We start from the raw sequence: 3,664 nt of genomic DNA, 5'->3' as shown, positions 1-3,664 counted from the left end.
TGACGGGCTGCCAGCGAGCGGTGGCCACGACCGGGCGCGATCGCACCACACTGCCCATTCGCCTGGAATCCCCCCAAGACTGCTTGCCCTGGCTGCGATCGCCTCTAGCTGACGGCACTTTGCCCGCCGCCGCCCTCATCTTCGGCCGCGAAGACTCTGGCCTCACCAACGCCGAACTCAACCTGGCCCAGCGCTTCGTGCAAATTCCCACCAGCGAAGCCTATGCCTCCATGAACCTGGCCCAGGCCGTCGCCGTCTGCTGTTATGAACTGGCCGCAGGCCAACAGCCCGCCGCCCGCCGCCCGCAGGCAGGCCGTGACCACGGAACCGATCAAGCTATCGATCAAGTCACCAATCAAGCTATCGATCAAGCCATCGACAAAATCGACAAAGCAGAGGTAAGCAAGCGCAACCCCCACTCCTCCGCTACTCCTATCGCCTGCCTCGACACCCTAGAAGCCTACTTTAACCAGCTCGAAGCATTGCTGCTCGACATTGGCTACCTCTACCCGCACACCGCCGCCAGCCGCATGGAAAAATTTCGCCGCCTGTTCCTGCGGGCCCAGCTTTCAGAGCCGGAGGTGGCGATGCTGCGGGGCGTGCTGAGCCAGATGAAGTGGGCGATTGGGCGGCGGAGTGGTGAAGTCAGGGAATAAAGTTAGGGAGTCAGAGAAACGAGTTCCACGATTCCAATCCGCTGTCACCCGGTTCCCCCGCTGCTTTGCCCTTGATCCTTGTTGATGCAGCCAGGGCGCTTGGCATACTGACAGACGCGAGTCCAAAGGGTGGCGCGAGTGCCCGGTGGGCCAGCAGAAAATAGGACGCGATCGCCCGTGATGCCGCCGGGGGCAATCTTGACCCCGCAGGCAGGACAAACTTTCAAACTAGATGATTCAGCAGACGCAGACATAGAAACGGCTCCTCATGCACAGGGGGATAACTTACCTTTCAGCGCGACGGGCCTAATTTACTCAGGTCGATAGAAAACGTTAACTTTGGAGGTTGCTGCCTATCGATAATCGCTCTAGCGTAAAGATGGGCTGGGGTGTGTGCCACATCCGGAGTAATTGACGAAGTGGCTGACAACAGTTGTCGCAGAAATGCAGGTGGCAATTAACAATGCTGAAAAATAAACATTTTCAGCGGTTTCACGGAATGTTTTAGGCATGGTGTGGGCTATTAATGAAAGCGTGGAATCAGATCGGGTGCCTCGTTCTAGCAGATCTGGTCATGGTCGTTAGCCATTTTCTCTGTCAGGATCTTCCACCCATTCTTTTAATCAGGGTTTCTGAAAGATCGCTCACTGGACTTCTCTATCGTCTGCTCTAGACTGCGTTTCTTAGTGATTGTTTGGGGTGTTAATTTACGCGGTCTACTCGCTTTCCTTATCCCCTAGTCCAGACTTTTGGGTGCTTTTTGATTCGTTTCTTGAATGCTTCTTGCATCGTAAAACAAGACAAAGTTCGTATCCCATTTCATTTTTCGAGTAGTCAAGCGAGCAGTCAAGAATTCCCGTTTAATCGTGAGTTCTTGAATCATTACTCTGCGTCTGGGGCATCATCTAGGATTCCTGTCTCAGTATTTTCACGGCGATTTTTGCAGGGTCTTGATTGAGTTGGGCGGGGCGATCGCCATCGAGTGCATCCCACTTTTAGAACCCTCACCCTAAATCCCTCTGCCAAAGCGAGAGAGGGACTTCCAATCCGGCTCCCCTTCTCCCTTTTTGGGAGAAGGGGCTGGGGGATGAGGGCAAACTTGCAGAACTAGGATGCGCCCTCGCCATCTCGTTTTATCGTGAACAAAATCCTGCACTTTGCGTCTACCCAATTAACCCAATTACGTTCTAAAAGCTGACTTGGTGCAACTTAATTTCCTGAAATCAAAAGAACTCAATCTAGAATGAGAAACGCTGCTTTTTTTGCAAAAGCGATGATTTTGCAATCCCTATGCCAGGGGTAAAAAGGTTCAGCGTTAATGCAAGTCTTCCTTCATTGGAGAGAATATAAAGCAAGTAAATTGACCGCCTTCTAGATGAGCGTTGACGTGCTAGTAAGGTGAATTACAGCCTGCATCATTGGGTTCGTTGTGCCTCCTTTTTTTTGCCCTTTTCGCGTATTCCGTTTCGGCTAATTAGCATCCATAAACACTGATGAATTCATCTGCTGAGCGTTTGCTTTAACGTTCCTCAGGACGATTTCTAGCATGTCAACCTCTGGTTGCACCCTTTCCAGCTAACCATCAGAAAGGAAACATTCATGTCTACAATCATCACGGTGACAACGACCGCTGACAGCGGCGCGGGATCTTTGCGGGCGGCGATCGCCCAGGCCACCAACGGAGCCACCATCCGCTTTGCCGCCAGCCTCCAGGGAAAGACCATCACCCTGACCAGTGGCCAACTCACCCTCAACCGCTCAATTACGATAGACGGCTCGGCCGCCCCCGGCATCACCCTCAGCGGCAACCGCAGCAGCCGCATTCTGCAAGTTGGGGACAATGCCAAAGTCACCCTGCGGGAGCTGACCCTAAGACACGGGCGGGCCACGGGCAATACCGAACAGTCGGGCGGCGGCGGCGCAATCTTGACCGGAAACAGCAGCGAGCTAACGGTGATCCGGTGCCGTTTCCAGGAAAACGCGGCCGGGTTTGGTGGGGCGATCTACACCGGATTTCGCGGGCGGACGCTCGTGCAGGGCAGCACGTTCATCGCCAATGACGGCACGCTCGCCCAAAACGAGCGAGGCGGAGGGGCGATCGGCACCAAGAGCGGCGGCGTGCTGACCGTCCGCAATAGCCAATTCCTTCGCAATCGCGGCATCAATGGCGGCGCGATCAATAGCCTGCTGGGTGAGCTAACGGTTGAAAACTCGATCTTCCGTGGCAACGATTCTACACCAGGCGCGTCTCAACGGGGTGTGAGCGGCTACGGCGGCGCAATCTACACTGACGGAGCCAATGCATCGGGCCCCAACAGCAGCTATGGCCCCATTGGCGGCCAAATTACCCTCCGCAACAGCCGCTTTGAAAACAATCGCGGTGCGGCCCAGGGTGGCGGGCTGTTTCTCTTTGCCTATCCGCCCGACAAGGTGCTGATTGAAAACTGTGCAATCGTCGGCAATACTGTGATTCGCGGCGCTGACGGTGAGGCGCTGGGCGGCGGGCTGCGCCACGGCAACGCCGAACTGACCCTGCGAAACAGCACGCTGGCCAACAACACGGCTCAGGGGCAGGGCGGCGGACTGTGGATCGGCGAGTCGTCGCCAACTACTATCGTGAACACAACGTTTTCGGGCAACCGGGCCGACGATGGCAAGGGCGGCGGGCTGGGCGGCGCAATCACCTTTGGCAACCGCACCACGTCTGCCACAACGCTGACCAATGTCACCGTTGCCTACAATCACGCCGGATTCCAGGGCGGCGCGTTTTGGATGGGCGACCAGTCAATTACGCTCAAAAACTCCATCGTTGCGTTCAATACTGCCAGCAATCCCTGGAAGACTCGCGTTCAAACGCGCAGACCGCTCATTGACGGCGGCGGTAATATCGAATTTCCAGGGCTGCAAAGTAAAGATGATCCGCGTGTTGTGGCCAACTCTCGCATCATCGACCCCAAGCTCGGTCCACTCCAGGCAAACGGCGGATTGGGGCAGACCCATGCGCTGCT

3 protein-coding genes are annotated in these 3,664 nt (G+C 55.7%); 2 read left to right on the top strand and 1 reads right to left on the bottom strand.

Annotated elements, in window-relative coordinates:
• A partial coding sequence (locus IGS51_RS11610; protein ID WP_297078542.1) for an RNA methyltransferase occupies positions 1-656 on the top strand: 656 nt, incomplete at its 5' end.
• Positions 657-700: 44 nt separating this feature from the next.
• Here IGS51_RS11610 and IGS51_RS11605 read toward each other — a convergent pair.
• Positions 701-910: a hypothetical protein gene (locus IGS51_RS11605; RefSeq protein WP_297078541.1), complete on the bottom strand. Its 210-nt coding sequence runs from the start codon at positions 908-910 to the stop codon at positions 701-703.
• Positions 911-2,255: 1,345 nt separating this feature from the next.
• On the opposite strand from IGS51_RS11605, the gene IGS51_RS11600 reads away from it, so the two are divergent.
• On the top strand, positions 2,256-3,664 hold a 1,409-nt coding region (locus IGS51_RS11600), incomplete at its 3' end, for a right-handed parallel beta-helix repeat-containing protein (RefSeq protein ID WP_297078540.1).

This window comes from Thermoleptolyngbya sp. M55_K2018_002, assembly GCF_015295965.1.
GTDB classification, from domain to species: Bacteria; Cyanobacteriota; Cyanobacteriia; order Elainellales; family Elainellaceae; genus Thermoleptolyngbya; species Thermoleptolyngbya sichuanensis.
The sequence above is the reverse complement of the archived record's forward strand: the minus strand, read 5'-3'. Positions and strand labels throughout refer to the sequence as shown.